At 73.0% G+C, this 22,845-nt stretch carries 21 protein-coding genes; 12 read left to right on the top strand and 9 right to left on the bottom strand.

The features are described from left to right. Window positions 1-12 precede the first annotated feature (12 nt). Complete coding sequence (locus ACZ46W_RS05500; RefSeq protein ID WP_468331676.1) at window positions 13-981, top strand: LLM class flavin-dependent oxidoreductase; 969 nt, start codon at window positions 13-15, stop codon at window positions 979-981. On the opposite strand, the gene ACZ46W_RS05495 is transcribed toward ACZ46W_RS05500, so the two are convergent. Genes ACZ46W_RS05495 through ACZ46W_RS05470 form a run of 6 tightly spaced genes read right to left on the bottom strand, consistent with a single transcriptional unit; the run spans window position 971 to window position 7,010 of the window. After that, window positions 971-2,092 carry a DegT/DnrJ/EryC1/StrS family aminotransferase gene (locus tag ACZ46W_RS05495; RefSeq protein WP_468331673.1) on the bottom strand — a complete coding sequence of 374 codons (1,122 nt, stop codon included), beginning with the start codon at window positions 2,090-2,092 and terminating at the stop codon, window positions 971-973. The genes ACZ46W_RS05500 and ACZ46W_RS05495 overlap by 11 nt on opposite strands. After that, the gene (locus tag ACZ46W_RS05490) at window positions 2,089-2,865 is read right to left on the bottom strand and encodes an amidohydrolase family protein (RefSeq protein ID WP_468331670.1); all 777 of its coding nucleotides are present in this window, start codon (window positions 2,863-2,865) and stop codon (window positions 2,089-2,091) included. The genes ACZ46W_RS05495 and ACZ46W_RS05490 overlap by 4 nt, the downstream gene beginning before the upstream one ends. Continuing rightward, the gene (locus ACZ46W_RS05485) at window positions 2,862-3,581 is read right to left on the bottom strand and encodes an amidohydrolase family protein (protein WP_468331667.1); all 720 of its coding nucleotides are present in this window, start codon (window positions 3,579-3,581) and stop codon (window positions 2,862-2,864) included. The genes ACZ46W_RS05490 and ACZ46W_RS05485 overlap by 4 nt, the downstream gene beginning before the upstream one ends. Then, window positions 3,578-4,381, bottom strand: coding sequence for a carbohydrate ABC transporter permease (locus ACZ46W_RS05480; protein WP_468331664.1), 804 nt, complete (start codon window positions 4,379-4,381; stop codon window positions 3,578-3,580). Before ACZ46W_RS05480 ends, ACZ46W_RS05485 begins: the two co-directional genes overlap by 4 nt. Continuing rightward, complete coding sequence (locus tag ACZ46W_RS05475) at window positions 4,381-5,748, bottom strand: carbohydrate ABC transporter permease (RefSeq protein ID WP_468331661.1); 1,368 nt, start codon at window positions 5,746-5,748, stop codon at window positions 4,381-4,383. Before ACZ46W_RS05475 ends, ACZ46W_RS05480 begins: the two co-directional genes overlap by 1 nt. Continuing rightward, the gene (locus tag ACZ46W_RS05470) at window positions 5,745-7,010 is read right to left on the bottom strand and encodes an ABC transporter substrate-binding protein (RefSeq protein ID WP_468331658.1); all 1,266 of its coding nucleotides are present in this window, start codon (window positions 7,008-7,010) and stop codon (window positions 5,745-5,747) included. Before ACZ46W_RS05470 ends, ACZ46W_RS05475 begins: the two co-directional genes overlap by 4 nt. 238 nt (window positions 7,011-7,248) lie before the next feature. Between ACZ46W_RS05470 and ACZ46W_RS05465 the strand changes: the two genes are divergently transcribed. The 4 genes from ACZ46W_RS05465 to ACZ46W_RS05450 all read left to right on the top strand — a co-directional run bounded on the left by ACZ46W_RS05465 (window position 7,249) and on the right by ACZ46W_RS05450 (window position 9,862). Then, on the top strand, window positions 7,249-7,647 hold the full coding sequence (locus ACZ46W_RS05465) for a cell division protein SepF (protein WP_366129810.1): 399 nt from the start codon (window positions 7,249-7,251) through the stop codon (window positions 7,645-7,647). A gap of 75 nt (window positions 7,648-7,722) precedes the next feature. Beyond that, window positions 7,723-8,889, top strand: a complete 1,167-nt coding sequence (locus tag ACZ46W_RS05460) for an AAA family ATPase (protein WP_468331653.1) — start codon at window positions 7,723-7,725, stop codon at window positions 8,887-8,889. Further along, window positions 8,886-9,266: a nucleotide pyrophosphohydrolase gene (locus tag ACZ46W_RS05455; RefSeq protein ID WP_468331650.1), complete on the top strand. Its 381-nt coding sequence runs from the start codon at window positions 8,886-8,888 to the stop codon at window positions 9,264-9,266. The genes ACZ46W_RS05460 and ACZ46W_RS05455 overlap by 4 nt, the downstream gene beginning before the upstream one ends. Before the next feature lie 125 nt (window positions 9,267-9,391). Next, window positions 9,392-9,862: a DUF6099 family protein gene (locus tag ACZ46W_RS05450; protein ID WP_468331647.1), complete on the top strand. Its 471-nt coding sequence runs from the start codon at window positions 9,392-9,394 to the stop codon at window positions 9,860-9,862. 177 nt (window positions 9,863-10,039) lie between these two features. On the opposite strand, the gene ACZ46W_RS05445 is transcribed toward ACZ46W_RS05450, so the two are convergent. Then, window positions 10,040-10,234 (bottom strand): hypothetical protein, encoded by a 195-nt coding sequence (locus tag ACZ46W_RS05445; RefSeq protein ID WP_468331644.1) that lies wholly within the window; start codon window positions 10,232-10,234, stop codon window positions 10,040-10,042. A gap of 237 nt (window positions 10,235-10,471) precedes the next feature. On the opposite strand from ACZ46W_RS05445, the gene ACZ46W_RS05440 reads away from it, so the two are divergent. The 5 genes from ACZ46W_RS05440 (at window position 10,472) to argF (ending at window position 18,004) form a co-directional block, all read left to right on the top strand. Next, window positions 10,472-11,395, top strand: a complete 924-nt coding sequence (locus tag ACZ46W_RS05440; RefSeq protein ID WP_468331641.1) for an LLM class F420-dependent oxidoreductase — start codon at window positions 10,472-10,474, stop codon at window positions 11,393-11,395. A gap of 63 nt (window positions 11,396-11,458) precedes the next feature. Then, entirely contained in the window at window positions 11,459-12,922 is a 1,464-nt protein-coding gene (locus tag ACZ46W_RS05435; protein ID WP_468331638.1) for a 3' terminal RNA ribose 2'-O-methyltransferase Hen1, read from the top strand. Further along, window positions 12,919-15,492 carry a polynucleotide kinase-phosphatase gene (locus ACZ46W_RS05430; RefSeq protein WP_468331635.1) on the top strand — a complete coding sequence of 858 codons (2,574 nt, stop codon included), beginning with the start codon at window positions 12,919-12,921 and terminating at the stop codon, window positions 15,490-15,492. The genes ACZ46W_RS05435 and ACZ46W_RS05430 overlap by 4 nt, the downstream gene beginning before the upstream one ends. A gap of 155 nt (window positions 15,493-15,647) precedes the next feature. Then, window positions 15,648-16,886 (top strand): arginine deiminase, encoded by a 1,239-nt coding sequence (locus ACZ46W_RS05425; protein WP_366129818.1) that lies wholly within the window; start codon window positions 15,648-15,650, stop codon window positions 16,884-16,886. A gap of 101 nt (window positions 16,887-16,987) precedes the next feature. After that, the gene (gene argF / locus ACZ46W_RS05420) at window positions 16,988-18,004 is read left to right on the top strand and encodes an ornithine carbamoyltransferase (RefSeq protein ID WP_468331632.1); all 1,017 of its coding nucleotides are present in this window, start codon (window positions 16,988-16,990) and stop codon (window positions 18,002-18,004) included. A gap of 58 nt (window positions 18,005-18,062) precedes the next feature. Here argF and ACZ46W_RS05415 read toward each other — a convergent pair whose 3' ends face one another. After that, window positions 18,063-18,485, bottom strand: a complete 423-nt coding sequence (locus ACZ46W_RS05415; protein ID WP_468331629.1) for an ATP-binding protein — start codon at window positions 18,483-18,485, stop codon at window positions 18,063-18,065. A gap of 390 nt (window positions 18,486-18,875) precedes the next feature. Between ACZ46W_RS05415 and ACZ46W_RS05410 the strand changes: the two genes are divergently transcribed. Both ACZ46W_RS05410 and ACZ46W_RS05405 read left to right on the top strand, forming a co-directional pair. Beyond that, window positions 18,876-19,703: an enoyl-CoA hydratase family protein gene (locus ACZ46W_RS05410; protein WP_468331626.1), complete on the top strand. Its 828-nt coding sequence runs from the start codon at window positions 18,876-18,878 to the stop codon at window positions 19,701-19,703. A 6-nt stretch (window positions 19,704-19,709) separates the two neighbouring features. Beyond that, window positions 19,710-22,046 carry a bifunctional salicylyl-CoA 5-hydroxylase/oxidoreductase gene (locus ACZ46W_RS05405; RefSeq protein ID WP_468331623.1) on the top strand — a complete coding sequence of 779 codons (2,337 nt, stop codon included), beginning with the start codon at window positions 19,710-19,712 and terminating at the stop codon, window positions 22,044-22,046. Here the strand turns inward: ACZ46W_RS05405 and ACZ46W_RS05400 are convergent. Then, entirely contained in the window at window positions 22,015-22,842 is an 828-nt protein-coding gene (locus ACZ46W_RS05400; RefSeq protein ID WP_468331620.1) for a PaaX family transcriptional regulator, read from the bottom strand. The two genes, ACZ46W_RS05405 and ACZ46W_RS05400, sit on opposite strands and share 32 nt — an antisense overlap. Window positions 22,843-22,845: the final 3 nt, after the last annotated feature.

Below are 22,845 nucleotides of genomic sequence, written 5' to 3'. Positions count from 1 at the left end.
GCGGCGCTCCACATGCGACTCGGCCTGTACGTCAACCTCTACGCCGACCGGGCCGACCGCCCGCGCCTCGCCGACGCCGTCGAACAGGTACGCCTCGCCGAACAGGCCGGGTTCGCCTGGGCCGTCCTCGGCGAACGGCACCTGCACCGGCCCGGCTACCACGAGGCCGTCACCTCGCTCGCGTACCTCGCCGCCCACACCGACCGGATCGGCCTCGCGACCGCCGGCCTCATCGCGCCCGTCCACCACCCGGTCATGCTGGCCGAGACGCTCGCCCACATCGACGTCCTCTCCGGCGGCCGGCTCACCGCCGGTTTCGTCCTCGGCTACCGGCCCGAGGAGTTCGCGCTGTACGGCACCCGGCCCCAGGAGCGCGTGTCGCGCTTCGAGGAGTGCCTGGAGCTCATCACCCGGCTGTGGACCGAGGACAAGGTCACCCACGAGGGCCGCCGGTACCGCGTCGAGGACGCCTTCCTCTCGCCCCGGCCCGTCCAGGCCCCCCGGCCCCGCATCTGGAACGGCGGCCGCGTGCCCGCCGCCCTGGAGCGCACCGCCTGGTCGTGCGACGGCTGGACGACCTCCTTCAACGAGACCGACGAGGAACTGCCGAAGAAGATCGCCCTCTACCGCTCCTGCCCGCGCGGCCCGCGCTCCCTCGGCGCCGAGGTCATCGTCTGCCGCGAGGGGTACGCCGCCCGCACCAGCGCCGAGGCCCGCACCGCCCTGGAGGGTCCGCTGCGCGGGCTCTACGACGCGTACGGCGACTGGAAGCGCACCTCCGCCGACGCCGCCCGCTACGCCCAGCCGTGGGAGGACATCGCCGCCCGGTCGGTCATCGGCTCGGCCGCCGAGTGCGCCGAACGGATCGGGCGGTACGAGGAGATGGGCGCCGACGGGATCATCCTGCGCGTCCAGCCGCCCGGCATGCCGCAGGCGGACGCGCTGCGGGCGATCGAGGCGTTCGGCGCGCTCACCGCCTGAAGGCGCGCCGGACCGCCCGGGCGGTGTCCGCGACGTACGCCATCGCCGCCTCACCGGCCATCAGCACCGGCTGACGCACCCACACCACACCGTCCTCCGCCGCCTCCGCGACGGGACACGGCGCCCTCGTCGATACGTACGGCATACGGCTCAGCGACCGGTAACCGGCGTCCAGCGGCACCCCCTCGGCGGCCATCGCGGCCAGGAACTCCGCCTTGGAGCGGCCGCCGAAGGCCCCGGAGTCGTACCGCAGCATCGCCAGGTGCCAGGTGTGACGCGTGGTCCCGGGCGGCGGAGGGACGAGGTCCAGGCCCGGTACGCCGTCGAGGGCCTCGGCGAGCGCGGCGGCGGCGCGCGCACGACGGTCGATCCAGCCGTCGAGGAGGCCGAGCTGCGGGTGCAGGAGCGCCGCCTGGAACTCGGTCATCCGCAGGTTCCAGCCCAGCCCGGGGTGGTCGTACCAGTCGCCGTCCGGGCTGCGGCCCACGTTGTGCAGCGACCACACGCGCTCGTACAGGGCGCGGTCACCCGTCACCACGATGCCGCCCTCGCCGGCCGTCATCGCCTTGCTCGACTGGAAGCTGAAGCAGGCCACGTCCCCGAGCGAGCCCGCCGCCCGGCCGTGGCGCGCCGCCCCGTGCGCCTGCGCCGCGTCCTCCACCACCGGGAGCCCCGGCGCGCCCAGCGACTCCGTGTCGGCGGGCGCCCCCGCCAGATGCACCGCCATGACCGCCTTCGTACGCGGCCCGATGAGCGCCCGTACGGCCGCCGGATCGAGGTGCAGGGTGTCCTCGGTGACATCGGCGACGACCGGGACCGCACCGGCCAGCACCACGGCCGTCGCGCTCGCCACGAACGTGTACGCGGGCACCACCACCTCGTCGCCGGGGCCGACGCCGAGCGCCCGCAGCGCCAGGAACAGCGCGACCGTGCCGTTGACGGTGCACACCCCGTGCGCCGCTCCGACGCGCCGGGCGAACGCCGCCGCGAACTCCTCCGTCGCCGTGCCGCTCGTGGCCCCCCACCGGCCGCTGTCCAGCACCCGCAGCAGGGCCCGGCGCTGCTCGTCGGTCGGGGGCGGCGGCCAGGCGGGCCACTCCGGCGCTCTCATGCGGCGCCCTTGAGCAGCCGGTCCATCGTGCCGTGCAGGACCTGCTCCCGGTCCGCCTCCGGCAGGTCGGCGAGCAGCACCCGGCCCAGTCCGGTGCGCAGGTCCAGGAAGACGGCGTCCGAGCCGAACACCACCCGGTCCGCCCCTGCCTCGGCGACCATCCGGGTGAGGTGACGTGCCGTCATCCGGGACCCGCAGGTCTCCAGCACCAGGTCGGGGCAGCGCGCCGCGGCCTGAACGGCGGGGCGAAAGCCCTGCGGGAACAGGCCCGCGTGGCCCATCAGCAGCGGTACGCCGGGATGGCGGGGCGAGACGGCCGCGAAATGGCGGGCGTCGGACCAGGGGCTGCCATGCTGGCTGTGTGCCAGGACGAGTCTCCTGTGCTCGGCGGCTGCCTCGAACGCGGGCGTGTACGCGGGGTCGTCGAGCGCCGTCTCGTGCGTCTCGGGGTGGAGCTTGACGCCGATGACGCCGGGCACCTCCAGCAGGTCCCGCAGCCGGTCGGGGGCCTGCGGGTCATGCGGCTGGTACACCGCCCAGCCGAGCAGCCGGCCGGGGTGCGCCTGGAGCGCCTCGACCAGCAGGGCGTTGCCGGCGCGGGCGTCGGGGCCCACCGCCAGCAGGTGCGACACGCACGCGGTGGCGACACCGCAGCGGTCCATCATGGCGACCAGGCTCTCGGCCGAACCGTCCGGAACGGCGAACGCCGGCCACCGTCCGATGTGCCCGTGCGCGTCGATGACGTCCATGGCCGGGCGCCCCGCCGTGCTCACGGCTCACCGCCCAGCAGCCGCAGCGCGTTGCCGCCCGCGATGAGCGCGGCGTCGTGCGCCGGCAGGTCCAGGGTGTCCAGCAGGTAGCGGGGCCCGGCGTCGTCCGTGACCGGGGCGCCCGTCCCGAACAGCACCCGGTGAGCGCCGTACCGCCCGGCGATCCACTCGACCTGGCGGTGGCCGCAGAGCGTCGAGGTGTCCACGTACAGCGAGGGGTGGCTCTCCAGCAGCTCGGCCAGCTCGCGCAGGGCGCGGTAGCCCGTGCCGGTGAGGACGACGCGCGGGACGGGCAGCGTGGCGGCCAGCCGGTGCACCTCGTCGGCCGTCACCTCGTCCCACGCCAGCAGCAGGGTCGTACCGCTCGTCGCCAGCTCGGCGACCAGCTCCCGGGCGTGCGGTCCCGTGACGGACCAGCCGTGCTGCCGGGGGCACAGGCGCACGAGCGGGGTCTCGCCCCTCCCCGGCCCGGTGCCGAGCGGCCCCGGCACCAGGACCGGTACGGGGAGCAGTCGTGGGTCGGTGAGGTGGCGCAGCTCGTCGTTTCCGTCGCGCGGGTCGCCATGGACGGCGTACGCGTGGACGACGCACGCCGTGTCGATGCGCAGCCGCTCCAGCTCGCCGACGAGGCCGGTCTCGTCCCGGCTGGGGACGTCGTCGTGGGGGAGGGGGCCCAGGGTGCGGTTGATGTCGATGACCGGGGTGATGACCGAGGTCATGACTTCAGGCCGCTGGTGGCGATGGAGTCGGTGAGGTACCGCTGGAGGAGGCCGAAGACCAGCAGGCACGGGATGACGGTGATGGTGGCTCCGGCCATGATCTGGTTGATCGTCACGTTCTCGCCCTCCAGCGTGGCGAGCCCGACCGTGAGCGTGCGCATGGCCTCCGACTGGCCGATGACCAGCGGCCACAGGAAGTCGTTCCAGTGCCAGAGGAAGACGAACACCCCGAGGGTGGCGAGGACCGGACGGATCAGCGGCAGCACGACGGTCGTGAAGACCCGCCACTCCGAGGCGCCGTCGATCTTCGCGGCTTCGAACAGCTCGTCGGGCAACTGCACGATGAACTGCCGCATCAGGAACACGGCCTGCGAGTTTGCGAGGGTCGGCACGATCAGGCCCCAGTACGTGTCCACGCCGCCCATCTCGGAGACGAGGATGTAGTAGGGGATGAGGGTCGCCTGGAACGGCACCATCAGGGTCGCCAGGAACGACCAGAACAGCACCTCGCGCCCCGGGAAGCGCTTCTTGGCGAACGCGTACCCGGCCATCGACGCGAACAGCAGGATGAGCAGCACCGACACCAGCGAGTAGATGAGCGAGTTGAGCGCCCAGCGGGTGATGTCGGCGCTTCCGAGCACCTCGGTGAAGTTGTGGAGGGTGGCGCGGGTGACGTCGAAGGCGCCCGGCAGGGTGCGGCCGCCGGGCGGCGCGAACGCCACCAGCACCATGACGACGAAGGGGGTGACGGTCACGAACGCGACCAGGACCAGCAGGACCGGCAGCCTCAGCCGCGCCATCAGTCCTCCTCCCTTCCGATGAGCCGGCGCTGAATGAGCGAGAAGACGAGAACGACGAGGAAGAGGACCAGGCCGACCGCGCTCGCGTAGCCGAAGTCGAAGAACTTGAAGCCCGAGTCGTAGAGGAAGTACACGAGCGAGTAGCTGGCCCGTACGGGGCCGCCGGCGGTCATGACGTACATCGCGTCGAAGACCTGGAAGGCCTGGATGGCCTCGATGACGAGGACGAAGAACAGCACCGGCCGCAGGAGGGGCAGGGTCACCCAGCGGAAGCGCTGCCAGGCGCTCGCGCCGTCGATGGTGGCCGCCTCGGCGACCTCGCGGGGGATGGACTGGAGCCCGGCGAGGAGGATGAGCATCGAGTACCCGAAGCCCTTCCAGGCGGAGGCGGCGGCGATGGAGGGCAGGACGAGCGACTCGTCGCCGAGGAAGTCGACGGGGCCGGTGCCGAGGGCGCCGAGGGCCGTGTTGAGCAGCCCGTCCTCCACCTCGTAGATCCACTTCCAGATGACCGCGGCCAGCACGATGCTGGTCACATAGGGCAGGAAGAACAGCCCCCGGAAGAAGCCGCGCAGCCAGAGCGTGCGGTGCAGCAGCACGGCCGTGCCGAGCGCCAGCAGCACGGTCATCGGCACGTAGAGGGCGGTGTAGACGGCGGTGACGCCGAGGCTCTCCCAGAACAGGTCGTCATCGAGGAGCCGGGTGTAGTTGGCGACGCCGATGAAGTCCCACTCGCCGCTGAGCCGGTAGTCGGTGAGCGACAGGAACGCGGCACCGAGGGTCGGCCCGAACCGGAAGACCAGGAACAGCACGAGCATCGGCGCCACGAACGCCAGCCCGATCCACGCCTCCCGCCGCCGCACCGGACTGCCCCGCCCGCCCCTTCGAGCTCTGCCCGGTACCGGTTTCCCAGGAAGGCCCGAGCCACCCGGCGGGGCACCGTCCGGTCCGCCCCCCGGGACGGGACCCGGCACGGCGCCGGGGCCGACACCTGGCAGGGTGCCCGCGGCCGCGCCCGGAGGGCCGGCCGCGCCGGGTGCGCCACCGGCGGCCACGACGGGCGAGGCGGCCGTGACCGCACCGACGACGGTGCCCGGCCCGGTGCCGCCCACACGGCTGCGGGCGCCCGCTTCGGGCGCGGGCCCGCCGTCCGGGCCCGAGCCGTCCGTCGCCGCACGGCCGGCCTCGTCGTCCGTGCGGGTTCCGGCGGCCGGGGACGCCCCAGGGGCGCCGTCCACGGGCGTACCGTCCACGGGCGCGGCGCCCGGGGCAGCGGGGCGCGTGGCCGCGTCCCGCCTCGCGGGGGCGCCGGGCTCGGGGGGCTCCGGCTCGTCGGGGGAGGCCTCGCGGGGCTCGACTTTGCTCAACGCTGCCGCGCCAGCAGGTCGTCGCCCTCCTTGGCCGCTGCCGCCAGCGCCTGCTCAGGTGTCTTCTTGCCGGTGAGCGCGGCCTGGATCTCCGGCGTGATGAGCGCCATGAGCTGGCGGGCGGCGGGATGCGGCTCGCCGGGGAACGTGTTGGCCAGGGCGGCCTCGTACTCCTTGGCGAAGGAGCTGTCGTTGGGGACGGTCACATCCGTACGCGGGGAGAAGAACCCGCCGGCCTTGCCCATGGACGCGATCTGCGCGGGCTCGGTCATATAGGCGATGAACTTCTCCGCGCCGGCCAGGTTCTTCGTCCTGGCGTTGATGCCGAGGCCGCCCGGCATGCCGAAGCAGACCTGCTTCCTGGGCCCGGCGAGCGCCGGGCCGACGATCACGTTGCCCTTCCCCCAGGTCTTCTCGGCGAGGGCGGCGTCGGACGGGGTGTTGGTGTAGCCCATCGCCACCTGCTCCTTGCCGAGCGCCTGGTCGGTGAAGAGGTTGGCGTTGGTCAGCGCGGAACGGGGCACGGCGCCGCTCTTGTACAGGTCGACCAGGAAGGTGAGCGCCTCGACGCCCTCGGGGCTGTTGAACGCGGTCTTCTTGCCGCTCTCGTCGAACACCTTGCCGCCCGCCTGCCACAGCAGCGGGTAGAAGCTCATGTTCAGCGAGGCCTCGTTGCTGGCGGAGTAGTCGAGGGTGGCGACCCCGGCCTGCTTCAGCTTCGGCGCGGCGGCCTTCAGGGCGTCCCAGGTGGCGGGAGGTTCCTTTATCCCCGCCTTGTCCAGCAGCTTCTTGTTGTAGAGCGTGCTGGTGACGGTGTGGTAGATCGGCGCCGCGTAGACCTTGCCGTCCTGTGTCATGGCTTCGAGGGCGGCCGGCCGGAAGGCGTTCCGGGACTTCTCGATGGCCCGGTCCACGGGCTGGACCGCGCCGTTCGCCTGGAACTGGGGGATCTGGTCGGGGCCGAGCAGCACCACGTCGGGGCCCTTGCCGCTGCCGAAGGCGGTGGCGAGCTTCTGGTCGCGGTTCTCCCAGGGAAGTTGCTCGATGGTGAGGTCGAGGCTCTTGTGAGCGGCTTCGAAGCCCTTCTCGATGCCGTCCCAGTACGCGGCGTTGGCCTTCGGATCCATGATCACCGGGTACATCCAGACGGTGACCTTGTTCGACCCCGAGCCGCTGTCACCGCTGTTGCACCCGGCCGCGGTGAGCGCGGTGAGGGTGAGGAGTGCGAGAGGAACGGTGGCGCGCTTGAACCCTGTCTTCATGCTGGGCCTCCGGAAGGCCTGTCAAAACCTGGACAGTTTCGGCCTGGGCCGAAAGTAGCTGGGCTGTTTTGCACTGTCAATGCTGCGCGGCCGCGCCAAACGTGGCCACCCGGCAGGCCACCGCGATGGCCCTGGGGACAGCCACCCACTCGTTCGGACGACACGTCATTTCCCGGCCGCCACAGGTGCCGTCGTGTCGCAGTTGGGCCGAACGGGTGAGGGGGGCGAGGATAGGCGTATGAGTAGGTACGAGAGGTACGACGTCACCGACGAACAGTGGGAGGGCTTGGCCCAGGTCGTCCCGCTGCGGGGGCGCAACGAATGGCCGTCCAGGGTCGACCACAGCACGATCCCGCAGGACTACGAGGCCGTCGAACAGCGCCGCATGGTCGTACTGCGGGTGCAGGTCTTCGCCGACGCGCGCGAGGTCGCCGAGTACCTCATCGCGCAGGTCCCGGTCCTGCTGGACCTGACCGCGGCGGACACGGACGTCGCCAAGCGGATCCTCGACTTCAGCAGCGGCGTCGTCTTCGGCCTCGGCAGCGGAATGCACCGGGTCGACCGGAACGTCTTCCTCCTGGCACCCGCCGGTACGGAGGTCGAGGGCGTCGCCGCGGCGGCGGTTCCGCATTCCTAGGGCGGTTCCCTCGTTCGTAGGAAGGCTGTTCGGCCGGAACGGTTCAGCATGAGGGGCCCCTCATACGGTCCGAGCATGCACGCAACCCGCCCCACGCCCTCCTCGTCGCCCTCCGCCGCGCCCGCCCGCCCCGCCGTCACGGAACTGCGGCTGTCCGCCTTCAAATCGCACCGCGGCGCCGCCTTCCGGCTCGCGCCGGTGACCCTCTTCGCGGGGGCGAGCGGCAGCGGCAAATCGAGCGCGTTAGAAGCGTACGAAGCGCTCGCGCTCCTCGGCGCGGGCGCCACGCTCGCCGCCGCCTTCCCCGACCCCGTCGGATGCGTGCCCGAGCGGGCGGAGGCGGACGCGGAGGGGCGGCGGGGCTTCCGGATCGGCTGCACCGTGGACGGTCCGGCCGGGCCCGTCCGCCTGGACCTGGCCGTCCAGGCGGAGCCGGAACTACGGGTCGTGGGCGAGCGGCTGACGGGCGGTGACGGGCGGACGCTGCTCACGACGGCGCTGCGCGACCCTGGCCGCCGCACCGTGCAGGCCGAGTGGCACACCGCCGGCTCGGTGCCGGTCACCCGGGCCCCGCTCCCCGGGGACCGGCTGGGTACGGCGCTGCTGCCGCTGCGGGTGGCGGGCAAGACCGAGGGGCAGCGCCGGGTGCTCGCCGCAGCCGAGCAGGTCGTCGTGGCGCTCCGGTCGGTCTTCCCGTGCGACCCGCAGCCACAGCGGATGCGGGTCCCCGTGCCGGCCGGCGAGGGACGGCTGCGGCGCGGCTGCGACAACCTCGCGGAGGTGCTCCACCGCACCCGCACCGGCTGCCCGCGCAGGCACGCCCGGCTGGCCGCGGTCGCCCGCGCGGGCTGTGCCGGACCCGTGCGCGACCTGGGCGTCGAGGAGCTCGCCGACGGAACGGTACGGGCCGTGCTCGGCCGTGGCGCGGAGGGCGGCATGCCGGTCGGGCGGCTGGGCGAGGGCGAACTGCGCTACCTGGCGCTCGCGCTGGTGCTGCTCACCGGGCCGGGCGTGCTGGCCATGGACCCGGCGGCGGAGGTGCCCCACGCGATGCAGACGCTCACCGTGCTCGCCGACGGCTTCGACCGCGCCCTGGACCGGCGCCAGACGCGCGAACTGGCGGGGCTGGCCGCGCAGATCTGCGCCGAGGGGCACATCCGGCTGGTGGGGACGGTCGGCGAGGCGGGGGCGAGGGCCGCCCGCGGGCGCGCCGGAGTGACGGTGGTAGACCTGAACCCGTGACAGAACTGGATGTGCAGGGATTGCAGCGCCGGCTCGCCGAGTTCGCGGCCTCGCGGGAGTGGCAGCCGTACCACACGCCGAAGAACCTGGCGGCGGCGCTGAGCGTCGAGGCGGCCGAACTGCTCGAGATCTTCCAGTGGTTGACCCCCGAGGAGGCCGACCGGGTCATGGACGACCCCGAGACGGCGCACCGGGTGGCGGACGAGGTGGCCGACGTACTGGCGTACCTGCTCCAGTTCTGCGGCGTGCTGGGCGTCGATCCGCTGGCCGCGCTGTCGGCGAAGATCGACCGCAACGAGGCGCGGTTCCCCGTCGGACGGCCGCCGGGGCGCTCCGCGAGGGCGGCGCGGGAGCCGGATCGTCACTCTACGGAGTGATCAACTTATTCACGCTGAGCTTCCTGTCCACAGATTTCCGAATTCCCCTGGCTTTTGGGTCCGTTCGCCTTCACTCTGGGTAGTGAGTATATGGGCGGACAGTCGTACGAACGGGGGCGGCGTACATGGAAGCGGAGCGGCTCATCGCGACCGGTCGGCGCGCCCTGGCGGACAGCCGGGTGGCGCTGGACATCGTGGCGGAGGCCTGGCAGGCACAAATGCTCGCGCAGGCGATCGGCAGCCACCTCGCGCTGTCGGGCCCGCCGGAGCTGAGAGTCGAGGCACGGGGCCTGAGCGAGATAGGCAGCCGCGGCGGGGCGGGCCCGGACCACGTGGCACGGGCGCTGCGGCTCTCGGGGATAGGGGACGTCCGTGCGGCGTTACTGAGCCTGGGCGCGCTGCTGGGCGAGGTGGGCATCGCGCTCGTCGGCGTCGCCTGCGCCACCGACGAGGAGGGGCTGTACTGGCAGTGCGTCGAGGCGATCGACGCCGCGGACGAGGCGGGCGACCGCGTCCGGGTCATGCTCCGCCGCCTCGCCGTCCGCGAGCGCGCCAGACCTCCCGACCCCGCCGACTCCTGGGCGGGCCCGGCCTGACCCCGGCCGGGGCCGGTGCCAGGGCACGGTCTCGACCGTTCGGCGCGGTCCCGGGCCCGGCCCGGTCCCGGCCTGGCCCCACCCGGCCCGGCCCCGCCTGGCCCCCCCCCGCCCCGGCGCGGGGGCGGGGGTCGGCCGGCCCGGGGGCCGGGCCGGGGAGCCCGGGCGGCGGTGGGATCAGGGGGTGGTGGGGTCGGTGTTCGGGGTGGGAGGGGCGGTGTCGGGGGACGGGAGGCGGTCGGCCGAGGACTGGAGGTCGGCGTCGAGTTGCGACAGGTCGGCGGTCAGCGCGGCCATCAACTCCTCCATCTGCTGCAGCAGACCCTTCGGCTGCTCCGGCGCGGCCTGCTCGGGCACGGCTTCCTGGGACATGGCGGCCTCCTCGGCCCAGGCCCTCCCCGACGGGGGAGGGCGGCAAGAGAGAACGACGCGCCGACATCCGCCGCCGGCGCGCGGGCCGGGCGGTCCGGCTCCGCCCGAGCCAACGACGCGTACGGGCCGGGGGTCACTGGCGGGGACGCCCGGGCGCGCCAGTTCGATCAGGTTCACCCGGCGGGGAAGGGGAGGTTGACGGTCGTTCGACGGTGCGGGATGGAGCAGGATGGAGGCATGGATCTTCGAATCTTCACCGAGCCCCAGCAGGGCGCTGGTTACGACACGCTGCTCACCGTCGCGAAGGCCACCGAGGACCTGGGGTTCGACGCCTTCTTCCGGTCCGACCACTATCTGCACATGGGAGCGGTCGACGGGCTGCCGGGTCCGACGGACGCCTGGATCACGCTGGCCGGGCTCGCCCGGGAGACCAGGCGCATCCGGCTCGGCACGCTGATGACCGCGGGGACGTTCCGGCTGCCGGGCGTGCTGGCCATCCAGGTCGCGCAGGTCGACCAGATGTCCGGCGGCCGGGTCGAACTCGGGCTCGGCGCGGGCTGGTTCGAGCAGGAGCACAAGGCCTACGGCATCCCCTTCCCCAAGGAGAAGTTCGCCCGCCTGGAGGAGCAGCTCGCGATCGTCACCGGCCTGTGGGGTACGGAGACCGGCGGCAGGTTCTCGTACGAGGGGAGGTACTACCAGCTCACCGACTCGCCCGCGCTGCCCAAGCCCGCCCAGGCCAAGGTGCCCATCCTGATCGGCGGGCACGGGGCGACCCGCACACCACGGCTGGCCGCGCGGTACGCCGACGAGTTCAACATCCCGTTCGCCTCCCTGGAGGACAGCGAGCGGCAGTTCGGCCGGGTCCGGGCCGCCGCCGAGGAGGCCGGGCGCAGCGCGGACGACCTCGTGTACTCCAACGCGCTGGTGGCCTGCGTGGGCAAGGACGACGCCGAGGTGGCCCGTCGCGCCGCGGCCATCGGACGGGAGGTGGAGGAGCTGAAGGCGAACGGCCTCGCGGGGTCGCCCGCCGAGGTCGTCGACAAGATCGGCCGGTACGGGGCGCTCGGCTCCACCCGGATCTACCTCCAGGTACTGGACCTGCACGACCTCGACCACCTGGAGCTGATCTCCTCCCAGGTCATGTCCCAGTTGAGCTGAGGCCGCCCGGGCGGGTGGGAAAACCCGTGGTCGGGCGGTGCGCGCGGGGCGATACTCGGACACGTGTTCCTGACGATCAGTACGACCGGTACCCCAGAGCGCCCCGCCACCGACCTCGGATTCCTGCTGCACAAGCATCCCGACAAGGCGCAGGCGTTCTCCACCTCGCACGGCAAGGCGCACGTCTTCTACCCGGAGGCGTCCGCCGAGCGCTGCACGGCGGCGCTGCTCCTGGAGGTGGACCCCATCGCGCTGGTCCGGCGCGGCAGGGGCAAGGGGCGGAGCGGCGCGCCCGACGCGGCGCTCGCCCAGTACGTCAACGACCGGCCGTACGCGGCCTCGTCGCTGCTGGCCGTGGCGCTGAGCACCGTCTTCCGGAGCGCGCTGCGCGGCGTGTGCACCGCGCAGCCCGAGCTGGCGGACCGGCCGCTGCCGCTGCGGATCGAGATCCCGGCCCTGCCGGCGCGCGGCGGCGCGGATCTCGTACGGGCGCTGTTCGGCCCGCTGGGCTGGGCGTCGGTCGACGCCGAACCGGTGGCGCTGGACGAGCGGTTCCCGCAGTGGGGCGCCTCCCGTTACGTACGGCTCGTGCTGGAGGGTGAGCTGCGGCTCGCGGACGCGCTGCGGCACCTGTACGTCCTGCTGCCGGTCCTGGACGACGCCAAGCACTACTGGGTGGCGACCGACGAGGTCGACAAGCTGCTGCGGGCGGGCGAGGGCTGGCTGGCCGACCACCCCGAGCACCGACTGATCGCCAGCCGGTACCTGTCGCGCCGCTGGGGCCTGACCCGCCAGGCGATGGAGCGGCTGGAACTGGTACGGCTCGCCGAGGCCGACGACCTGGACGTCGAGGACGTGGACAACGCGGTCGACGAGACCACCGACACCGAGGACAAGCCGGTGCCGCTCGCCGAGCAGCGCCGCGACGCGATCCTCACGGCGCTGCGCGCGGCCGGTGCGAGCAAGGTGCTCGACCTGGGCTGCGGCCAGGGCCAGCTCGTGCAGGCGCTGCTCAAGGACGTGCGGTTCACCGACGTCGTGGGCGTCGACGTGTCGGTGAGGGCGCTGACCGTCGCCGCGCGCCGGCTGCGGCTGGAGCGCATGGGGGAGCGGCAGGCCGCCCGCGTGAAGCTGATCCAGGGCTCGCTCACGTACACCGACAAGCGGCTCCAGGGCCATGACGCGGCCGTCCTCAGCGAGGTCATCGAGCACCTCGACCTGCCGCGGCTGCCGGCCCTGGAGTACGCGGTGTTCGGGTCGGCACGCCCGGCGACCGTGATCGTGACGACGCCGAACGTCGAGTACAACGTCCGCTGGGAGACGCTGCCCGCCGGGCACGTCCGCCACGGCGACCACCGGTTCGAGTGGACGCGTGAGGAGTTCCGCGCCTGGGCGCGGGGTGTGGGCGAACGGCACGGGTACGGCGTGGAGTTCGTACCCGTGGGACCGGACGACCCGGAGGTCGGGCCGCCCACGCAGATGGCCGTGTTCAGCCTGACGACCACGAAGGAAGAGAAGGCCGCATGACCGAGACCACGACCACCGGCGTCACCCGCAGGCTGCCGGTCACCGACCTGTCCCTCGTCGTGCTCATCGGCGCCACCGGCTCCGGCAAGTCGACCTTCGCCCGCAAGCACTTCAAGCCCACCGAGGTCGTCTCCTCCGACTTCTGCCGCGGGCTCGTCGCCGATGACGAGAACGACCAGAGCGCGAGCGGCGACGCCTTCGACGTCCTGCACTACATCGTCGGCAAGCGCCTGGCCGCCGGCCGGCTGACGGTGGTGGACGCGACCAGCGTGCAGCAGGAGAGCCGCCGGCAGTTGGTGCGGCTGGCCCGTGAGCACGACGTACTGCCCATCGCCATCGTCCTCGACATGCCCGAGGACGTCTGCGCCGAGCGCAACGCCGCCCGGCCCGACCGCGCGCACCTGCCGCGCCACGTCATCCAGCGCCACCGCCGCGAGCTGCGCCGTTCGCTGCGCGGCCTGGAGCGCGAGGGGTTCCGCAAGGTGCACGTCCTGAAGAGCGTGGAGGAGGCGGAGGCCGCCGAGGTCGTCCTGGAGAAGCGGTTCAACGACCTCCGTCACCTCACCGGGCCCTTCGACATCATCGGCGACATCCACGGGTGCAGCTCGGAGCTGGAGACCCTGCTCGCCAAGCTCGGGTACGAGGGCGGTGTGCATCCCGAGGGGCGTACGGCCGTCTTCGTCGGCGACCTCGTCGACCGGGGCCCGGACAGCCCCGGCGTACTGCGCCGCGTCATGGGCATGGTGGCGTCGGGCAACGCGCTGTGCGTGCCCGGCAACCACGAGAACAAGCTGGGCCGCTGGCTCAAGGGCCGGCAGGTGCAGCGGACGCACGGGCTCGCCGAGACGATCGCGCAGTTGGAGGGGGAGAGCGAGGAGTTCCGTATCCAGGTGCGGAAGTTCATCGACGGGCTCGTCAGCCACTACGTCCTCGACGAGGGCAGGCTCGTCGTCTGCCACGCCGGGCTGCCGGAGAAGTACCACGGCCGCACGTCCGGGCGGGTGCGCTCGCACGCGCTGTACGGCGACACCACCGGGGAGACCGACGAGTTCGGGCTGCCCGTGCGCTACCCGTGGGCCGAGGAGTACCGGGGCCGGGCGGCGGTGGTGTACGGACACACACCTGTGCCCAACACCTCATGGATCAACAACACCATCTGCCTCGACACGGGCGCGGTGTTCGGCGGCAGGATGACCGCGCTGCGCTGGCCGGAGCGCGAACTGGTCGACGTACCGGCCGAGAAGGTCTGGTACGAGCCGGTCAAGCCGCTCGCCACCGAGGCACCCGGCGGCCACCAGGGCCGGCCGCTGGACCTGGCGGACGTGCACGGGCGGCGGGTCGTGGAGACCCGGTACGCGGGCAACGTCGGCGTACGCGAGGAGAACGCGGCGGCCGCGCTGGAGGTCATGAGCCGGTTCGCCGTCGACCCGCGGCTGCTGGCGTACCTGCCGCCGACGATGGCCCCGACGGCGACGTCGCGCGTCGACGGCTACCTGGAGCACCCGGCGGAGGCGTTCGCGCAGTACCGCTCCGACGGCGTCGAGCGGGTCGTGTGCGAGGAGAAGCACATGGGTTCGCGGGCGGTGGTGCTGGTGTGCCGCGACGCGGACGCGGCGCGTGAACGGTTCGGGGTGGAGGGCCCGACGGGCGCGCTGTACACCCGTACCGGGCGGCCGTTCTTCAACGACGAAGCCATGACCGAGCAGGTTCTCGACCGGCTGCGCGCGGCCGTCGGTGCCGCCGGGCTGTGGGACGAGCTGGCAGCGTCCGACAGCGCCTCCGGCGCGGGCGACTGGCTGCTGCTGGACGGCGAGCTGATGCCGTGGTCGCTCAAGGCGTCCGGTCTGCTGCGCTCCCAGTACGCGGCGGTCGGCGCCGCGTCCGGCGCGGTGTTCCCGGGCGCGGTGGGGGCCCTGGAGGCCGCGGCGGGCCGGGGCGTGGACGTGGCCGGGCTGCTGGGCAGGCAGCGGGAGCGGGCGGCGGACGCTGCGGCGTTCACCGAGGCGTACCGCCGCTACTGCTGGGACACGGAGGGGCTGGAGGGGGTGCGGTTCGCGCCGTTCCAGATCCTCGCCGGGCAGGGGCGCTCGCTCGCGGGCGTCCCGCACGACGAGCAGCTCGCGTGGCTCGACCGGCTGGTGGAGCACGACCCCACCGGCCTGCTCCAGGTCACGCGCCGGCTCGTCGTGGACACCGCGGACGAGGCGTCGGTCCGCGCGGGTACCGACTGGTGGCTGGAACTGACCGGCGCGGGCGGCGAGGGCATGGTCGTCAAGCCGCTCCAGGCGCTCGTACGCGACGGGAAGGGACGGCTGGTCCAGCCGGGCATCAAGGTGCGCGGCCGGGAGTACCTGCGGATCATCTACGGCCCGGAGTACACCCGTCCGGAGAACCTGGACCGGCTGCGTGGGCGCCACCTCGGCCACAAGCGGTCCCTGGCGCTGCGCGAGTACGCCCTCGGTCTGGAGGCCCTGGCCCGGATGGCCGACGGCGAACCCCTGTGGCGCGTCCACGAGGCGGTCTTCGCCGTCCTGGCCCTGGAGTCGGAGCCGGTCGACCCCCGCCTCTGACCGCCGGGGGAGCCCCGGTCGGGGCCCCGTCCGAGTCCCCGGCCGAGTCCCCGTCCGGGCCCCATATGGCCGGGGACCCGGCGGGGCTCCGGGTTGTGGGGGCGGTTTCCCGGGGAAGCTGGGTGAAGTGGGGTCCGCGCGGTGAGGATGGAGGCATGGGATTCCATGTCGATTCCGAGACCGGGCGGCTTCGCCGCGTCATCCTGCACCGGCCCGATCTGGAGCTGAAGCGGCTGACACCCAGCAACAAGGACGCGCTGCTGTTCGACGACGTGTTGTGGGTGCGGCGGGCGCGGCAGGAGCACGACGGGTTCGCCGACGTGCTGCGTGACCGGGGCGTGGAAGTGCACCTCGTCGGGGACCTGCTGCGCGAGGCGCTGGAGATCCCGGCGGCGAGGAAGCTCGTCCTGGACCGGGTCTTCGACGAGAAGGAGTACGGTCCGCTCGCCACGGACCACATAAGGGCCGTCTTCGACGGCATGGAGACCGGCGCGCTCGTCGAGGCGCTGATCGGCGGGATGACGAAACGTGACTTCCTGGCCGGTCACGCCGAGCCGACGTCCGTCCGCTTCCACGTGATGGACCTGGACGACTTCCTGCTGCCGCCGCTGCCGAACCACCTCTTCACCCGTGACACGTCGGCCTGGATCTACGACGGCGTCTCGATCAACGCCATGCGCTGGCCCGCCCGGCAGCGCGAGACGGTGCACTTCGAGGCGATCTACAAGCACCACCCGCTCTTCACCGGCCCCGACGCGGGCTCCTTCCACCACTGGTCGGAGGGCCAGGACGACTACCCGTCCACCATCGAGGGCGGTGACGTCCTGGTGATCGGCAACGGCGCCGTGCTGATAGGGATGAGCGAGCGCACCACCCCCCAGGCGGTGGAGATGCTGGCGCGCGGGATGTTCGCGGCCGGCTCCGCCCGGACGATCGTGGCGCTGGACATGCCGAAGAGCCGGGCGTTCATGCACCTGGACACGGTCATGACGATGGTCGCGCACGACACGTTCACGCAGTACGCCGGGCTCGGCATGCTCCGCTCGTACACGATCGAGCCGGGCGACGGCCACCGCGCGCTGAAGGTCACCGACCACCCGCCCCAGCACATGCACAGCGCGATCGCCGCGGCGCTGGACCTGCCCGCGATCCGGGTGCTGACCGCCACGCAGGACGTGCACGCGGCGGAGCGCGAGCAGTGGGACGACGGGTGCAACGTCCTGGCGGTGGAGCCGGGCGTCGTCGTCGCGTACGAGCGCAACGTCACCACCAACACGCACCTGCGCAAGGAGGGCATCGAGGTGATCGAGATCCCCGGCAGCGAGCTGGGCCGGGGCAGGGGAGGCCCGCGCTGCATGAGCTGCCCGGTCGAACGGGACGCGGACCCCGGCTAGGCCTGGCCCGAGCCGCCACGCGCCCTCCGCCCGACCGTATAGAAATGTGGAACCTCGTATAGACTTCCATGGTCCCCGTCTTCGGAACCCAGGAGCGCCCCATGGCCACCGACCTCACCGGCCGCCACTTCCTCAAGGAGCTGGACTTCACCGCCGAGGAGTTCCGCAGCCTGCTCGATCTGGCCGCCGAGCTCAAAGCGGCGAAGAAGGCGGGGACCGAGGTCCAGCGGCTGCGTGGCAAGAACATCGCGCTGATCTTCGAGAAGTCGTCGACCCGGACGCGCTGCGCGTTCGAGGTCGCGGCGGCCGACCAGGGGGCGTCCACCACCTACATCGACCCGGCCGGCTCCCACATCGGCAAGAAGGAGACCGCCAAGGACACCGCCCGGGTCCTCGGCCGGATGTTCGACGCGATCGAGTTCCGGGGCGACGCCCAGGCCACCGTCGAGGAGCTCGCCGCCCACGCGGGCGTCCCCGTCTACAACGGCCTCACCGACGACTGGCACCCCACCCAGATGCTCGCCGACGTGCTCACGATGACCGAGCACACCGACAAGCCCCTGGAGAGCGTCGCCTTCGCCTACCTCGGCGACGGCCGCTACAACATGGGCAACTCCTACCTGGTCACCGGCGCCCTGCTCGGCATGGACGTCCGGATCGTGGCGCCCAAGGCGTACTGGCCGGCCGAGGACGTCGTCGCCCGTGCCCGGGAGCTCGCCGAGACCAGCGGCGCGCGCGTCACGCTCACCGAGGACATCGCCGAAGGCGTCCGGGGCGCCGACTTCGTCGCCACCGACGTGTGGGTCTCCATGGGCGAGCCCCAGGAGGTCTGGGACGAGCGCATCACCGCCCTCGCCCCGTACGCGGTGACCATGGACGTGCTGCGGGCGACCGGGAACCCGGGGGTCAGGTTCCTGCACTGCCTGCCCGCCTTCCACGACCTGGGCACCGCCGTCGGCCGGGAGATCCACGAGCGTCACGGCCTGACCGAGCTGGAGGTCACCGACGAGGTCTTCGAGTCGGAGCACTCGGTGGTCTTCGACGAGGCCGAGAACCGGATGCACACCATCAAGGCCGTCATGGTCGCCACGCTGAGCGGTCCGGGGGGCACGGAGTAGCGCGGTCGGTGCCGGCGCGGTTACGGGGCTCCCAGCCCCGGGAGCGTGAACCTCGCGGTTACGGGGCTCCCAGGCCCGGAAGCGTGAACCAGACGGCCTTGCCGCCGTCGGTGAGCCGGTGACCGCACGCCGCGCTGAGCGTGCGTATCAGCAGCAGGCCGCGCCCGTGCTCCTGCCAGGGATCGGGTGGGGTGTCGTGTTCCGGCGCCAGGTCGCCGGGCGGCTCGGGGTCGCGGTCGTGGACCTCGACCCGGCAACCGCTCGGCAGCAGCCGCACCACCAGCTCGATCGGGCCCTTGCCGGAGGTGTGCTCCACCGCGTTCGCCACGAGCTCGGCCGTCAGCAGCTCGGCCGTGTCCCGGTACGCCGACGCGTCCAGATCCGCGAGCGCCGTCCGTATCAGGGCGCGCGCGATGGGCACCGCGGCCGTCGTGTGCGGCAGGGCGATGCGCCAGGAGGAGGGGCCGGAGATGTCGGGCAAGGCGGGGGTCCGTTCGGTGGAGCTGGTTCCGTTCGGTGGAGCGGGTTCCGGTCGGGGGAGCTGGTTCCGTTCCGGAGCAGGGAAGAGCCGGGAGTGAAGGAGGTGACGCAGGAGCCGGACGAGACGTGTGAGGTCTGGCGTCCACCATACGAAGCGGGCTCAGCCGAACCAGAGGCCCCCGCCCACCCAACAGGGGACCTGTGCCGCGACTGATACAGGACCTTGGTCGGTCACGGATAGCTGTTACAAGGTCACCGCTCAGCGTATCGCGCCTACGTGACGGAAGTCACGTACAAGTGATAGCTTCGAAGGGCACGCATCTGCGCGGGCAACGCAGCACACGCGCAGACGCGGCACACGCAGGCAGACCGCCAGGGAGGCCGCACCCTCATGAGCCCCTTTTCCAGCTCCGCGCCCCGCACCGAGGAGTGGCGGCACGTGCGGCTCGCCATCGACGACGGCGTCGCCACCGTCACCCTCGCCCGGCCCGCCAAACTGAACGCGCTCACCTTCGGCGCCTACGCCGACCTGCGCGACCTGCTCGCCGAGCTGTCCCGGGAGCGCGCCGTGCGCGCCCTCGTCCTCGCGGGCGAAGGCCGGGGCTTCTGCTCCGGCGGCGACGTCGACGACATCATCGGCGCCACCCTCGCCATGGACACCGCCCAGCTCCTCGACTTCAACCGGATGACCGGCCAGGTCGTACGGGCGCTGCGCGAGGCGCCCTTCCCGGTGATCGCCGCCCTCCACGGGGTCGCCGCAGGGGCCGGTGCCGTCCTCGCGCTCGCCGCCGACTTCCGGATCGCCGACCCCTCGGCCCGGTTCGCGTTCCTCTTCACCAAGGTCGGCCTCTCCGGCGGCGACATGGGCGCCGCCTACCTGCTCCCGCGCGTCGTCGGCCTGGGGCACGCCACCCGGCTGCTGATGCTCGGCGACCCCGTCCGCGCCCCCGAGGCCGAGCGCATCGGCCTGATCAGCGAGCTGACCGAGGAGGGCGCCGCCGACACCCGCGCCGCCGAGCTCGCCCGGCACCTCGCCGACGGCCCCGCCCTCGCGTACGCCCAGACCAAGGCGCTCCTGACGGCCGAGCTCGACATGCCGCTCGCCGCCTCCGTCGAACTGGACGCCGCCACCCAGGCCCTGCTCATGAACGGCGAGGACTACGCCGAGTTCCACGCCGCCTTCACCGAGAAGCGGCCGCCCAAGTGGCAGGGGCGGTGACCGGCCATGGGCGCCCCGCGTTCGCTGCGCGTAGCCGTCATCGGCGGCGGGCCCGGCGGGCTGTACGCAGCGGCCCTGCTCAAGCGGCTCGACCCGTCCCGTGACATCACCGTCTGGGAGCGCAACGCCCCCGACGACACCTTCGGCTTCGGCGTCGTCCTCTCCGACGAGACCCTCGGCGGCATCGAGCACGCCGACCCCGCCGTCTACGCCGCCCTCCAGGCGGAGTTCGTCCGCTGGGACGACATCGACATCGTCCACCGCGGCCGCACCCTCACCTCCGGCGGCCACGGCTTCGCCGCGCTCGGCCGCCGCCGCCTCCTGGAGATCCTCCACGAGCGCTGCGCCGAACTCGGCGTACGGCTCCGCTTCCGCACCGAGGCGCCGCCCGCCGCCGAGCTGGCCTGCGAGTACGACCTGGTCGTCGCCGCCGACGGCGTACACAGTCGGACCCGCGAGGCGCACGCCGACGTGTTCGGGCCCCACCTCACCACCCACCGCTGCCGCTACATCTGGCTCGCCGCCGACTTCGCCTTCGACGCGTTCCGCTTCGAGATCGCCGAGACCGAACACGGCGTGATGCAGCTCCACGGCTACCCGTTCTCGGCGGACGCCTCCACCGTCATCGTCGAGATGCGCGAGGAGGTGTGGCGGGCGGCCGGGTTCGACGAGCTGGACGAGCAGGAGTCCATCGCCCGCTGCGCCAAGATCTTCGCCGACGCCCTCCAGGGCCGGCCGCTCGCCTCCAGCGCTGTGTCCTCCGGGGGGACGCCCCCCAGGCCCCCCAGCTCTTGGACCGCCTTCCGCACCGTCGTCAACGACCGCTGGTCGCACGGCAACATCGTCCTCCTCGGCGACGCCGCCCACACCGCGCACTTCTCCATCGGCTCGGGCACCAAACTCGCCGTCGAGGACGCCCTCGCGCTCGCCGCCTGCGTCCAGGAGCAGCCCGACCTGGACAGCGCGCTCGCGGCGTACGAGGCCGAACGCCGCCCCGTCGTCGAGTCCACCCAGCGCGCGGCCGCCGCCAGCCTCCGCTGGTTCGAGGACCTCGCCGGCTACCTGGACCAGCCGCCCCGGCAGTTCGCGTTCAACCTCCTCACCCGCAGCCGCCGCGTCACGCACGACAACCTGCGGCTGCGCGACCCGCGCTTCACCGACACCGTCGAACGGGACTTCGGCTGCCCGCCCGGCACCCCGCCGATGTTCACCCCGTTCCGGCTGCGCGGCCTGACCCTGCGCAACCGGGTCGTCGTCTCGCCGATGGACATGTACTCGGCCGTGGACGGCGTGCCCGGCGACTTCCACCTCGTCCACCTGGGCGCCCGCGCCCTGGGCGGCGCCGGACTCGTCATGACCGAGATGGTGTGCGTCAGCCCCGAGGGCCGGATCACCCCGGGCTGCGCCGGGCTGTGGACCCCCGGCCAGGCCGCCGCCTGGCGCCGCGTCACCGACTTCGTCCACCACCAGTCACCGGGCACCGCCATCGGCGTCCAGCTCGGCCACTCCGGGCGCAAGGGCTCCACCAAGCTCATGTGGGAGGGCATCGACCAGCCCCTGGACTCCGGCAACTGGCCCCTGGTCGCCGCCTCCCCGATCCCCTACCGGCCCGGCGTCAACCAGGTGCCGCACGAGCTGCACCGGGCCGCGCTCACCGACATAAGGGAACAGTTCGCGGCGGCCGCCCGGCGCGCCGCCCGCGCGGGCTTCGACCTGCTCGAACTGCACTGCGCCCACGGTTACCTGCTGTCCGGCTTCCTCTCCCCGCTCACCAACCGCCGCACCGACGCCTACGGCGGCTCCCTGGCCGGCCGGCTCCGCTTCCCGCTGGAGGTCTTCGACGCGGTACGGGCCGCCTGGCCCGGCGAGCGGCCCATGACCGTCCGCATCTCCGCCACCGACTGGGCGCCCGGCGGCACCACCGCCGAGGAGGCCGTCGAGATCGCCCGCGCCTTCACCGAGCACGGCGCCGACGCCATCGACGTCTCCACCGGCCAGGTCGTCCCCGACGAGCGCCCCGAGTACGGCCGCTCGTACCAGACGCCGTACGCCGACAAGATCCGCAACGCCCTCAAGGTCCCCGTCATCGCGGTCGGCGCGATCTCCTCCTGGGACGACGTCAACTCCCTGCTGCTGGCCGGCCGCGCCGACCTGTGCGCGCTCGCCCGCCCCCACCTCTACGACCCGCACTGGACCCTGCACGCCGCCGCGGAGCAGGGCTACGAAGGCCCCGCCGCCCCCTGGCCGGCCCCGTACCGCGCGGGCAGCCGCACACCCCCCACGGGCCGCACGGACGCGCCCAAGCCGCGCCTCAGCCTGACGACGCCGGCTCCCCGCCCCTGACGAACTCCTCACCCGTGTCCCGCAGCAGCCCGTGCAATCCGCCGAAGACCGCCGCCGCCCGGCCGCCCGGCCAGCCCGCCGGGAGGAGGGCGGCCGGGAGGCCCGGGTCGGCGTAGGGGAGGCGGCGCCAGGAGTCCAGGGCGAGCAGGTAGTCCCGGTACGCCTCCTCGGGGGAGGGTTCGCGGGTCGACCAGGCGCGCAGCACCGGTTCGTGGAGGTCCAGGAACTCCTCGTACAGCTTGGCGATCGCGGCCAGGTCCCACCAGCGGCCCACCGCCTCGGCGGTCGGCGCGAAGCCCAGGTGCTCGCCGCGGAAGAGGTCCACGTACGGGTCGAGCTGGAGCCGCTGGAGGGTGTGCCGCGTCTCCTCGTACAGCGCGGCGGGCGCGATCCACACGCCGGGAGCGGCCGTGCCGAAGCCGAGGCGGCCCAGGCGCGAGCGCAGCAGGTGCCGCTTGTGCCGTTCCACCTCGGGCACCGAGAAGACGGCGAGGACCCAGCCGTCGTCCTCGTGCGGCTCGCCCGCCGCGTAGATCCGCCGGTCGCCGTCGTCCAGGAGCTGCCGGGCGTCGTCCGAAAGGGCGTACCCGGCCGCCCCGTCCGGCGTACGGCACGGCTCCAGCAGACCCCGGCGCTTGAGCCGCGAGACGGAGGAGCGCACCGATGGCGCGTCCACGCCCAGCACCGCCAGCAGCCGGATGAGCTCGGCCACCGGCAGCGGCGCGTTGTCGGGCGTCCGCCCGTACGCGCCGTACAGGGAGACGATCAGGGAACGAGGGGTGTGCTGCTCGGCCACGTG

The sequence above is a fragment of the Streptomyces sp. NPDC031064 genome (assembly GCF_055570965.1).
Note: the sequence above shows the minus strand (reverse complement) of the source record. Positions and strands in the feature narration are given on the sequence as shown.